We start from the raw sequence: 664 nt of genomic DNA, 5'->3' as shown, positions 1-664 counted from the left end.
GGCGGCCGGACCGGGGTGCGGGCGATCACCTGCGAGGGCCTGGAGCTGACCGGGCTGATGAAACCGTTCGACCTGGAGATCTATTACGGGGAGCGCGTCGCGGTCCTCGGCTCCAACGGGTCCGGCAAGTCGCACTTCCTGCGGCTGCTGGCGGGGGAGCCGGTGGCGCACACGGGGGAGTGGAAGCTCGGGGCGCGGGTCGTGCCCGGGCACTTCGCGCAGACCCACGCGCACCCGGAGCTGCTGGGGAAGACCCTGGTGGAGATCCTCTGGTCCGAGCACGCGAAGGACCGGGGCGGGGCGATGGGGGTGCTGCGGCGGTACGAGCTGGAGCGGCAGGGGGACCAGGCGTTCGAGCGGCTGTCCGGCGGGCAGCAGGCGCGGTTCCAGATCCTGCTGCTGGAGCTGGCCGGGACGACGGCGCTGCTCCTGGACGAGCCGACGGACAACCTGGACCTGGAGTCGGCCGAGGCGCTCCAGGACGGTCTGGAGTCGTACGACGGCACGGTGGTGGCCGTCACCCACGACCGGTGGTTCGCGAAGTCCTTCGACCGGTATCTGGTCTTCGGCTCGGACGGGGTCGTACGGGAGACGCCGGAGCCGGTGTGGGACGAGCGGCGGGTCCAGCGGGCGCGGTGACCCCGGCGGCCGGTGGGGCTGGGAC

The 664-nt window shown here is 72.7% G+C and carries 1 protein-coding gene; it reads left to right on the top strand.

What is annotated here, in order from left to right:
• Positions 1–639: ATP-binding cassette domain-containing protein (locus RM812_RS42030; protein WP_311586272.1), on the top strand; the 639-nt coding region annotated here is incomplete at its 5' end.
• Between the last annotated feature and the right edge of the window lie 25 nt (positions 640–664).

This window comes from Streptomyces lancefieldiae, from assembly GCF_031845825.1.
Lineage (GTDB): Bacteria > Actinomycetota > Actinomycetes > Streptomycetales > Streptomycetaceae > Streptomyces > Streptomyces lancefieldiae.
Note: the sequence above shows the minus strand (reverse complement) of the source record. Positions and strands in the feature narration are given on the sequence as shown.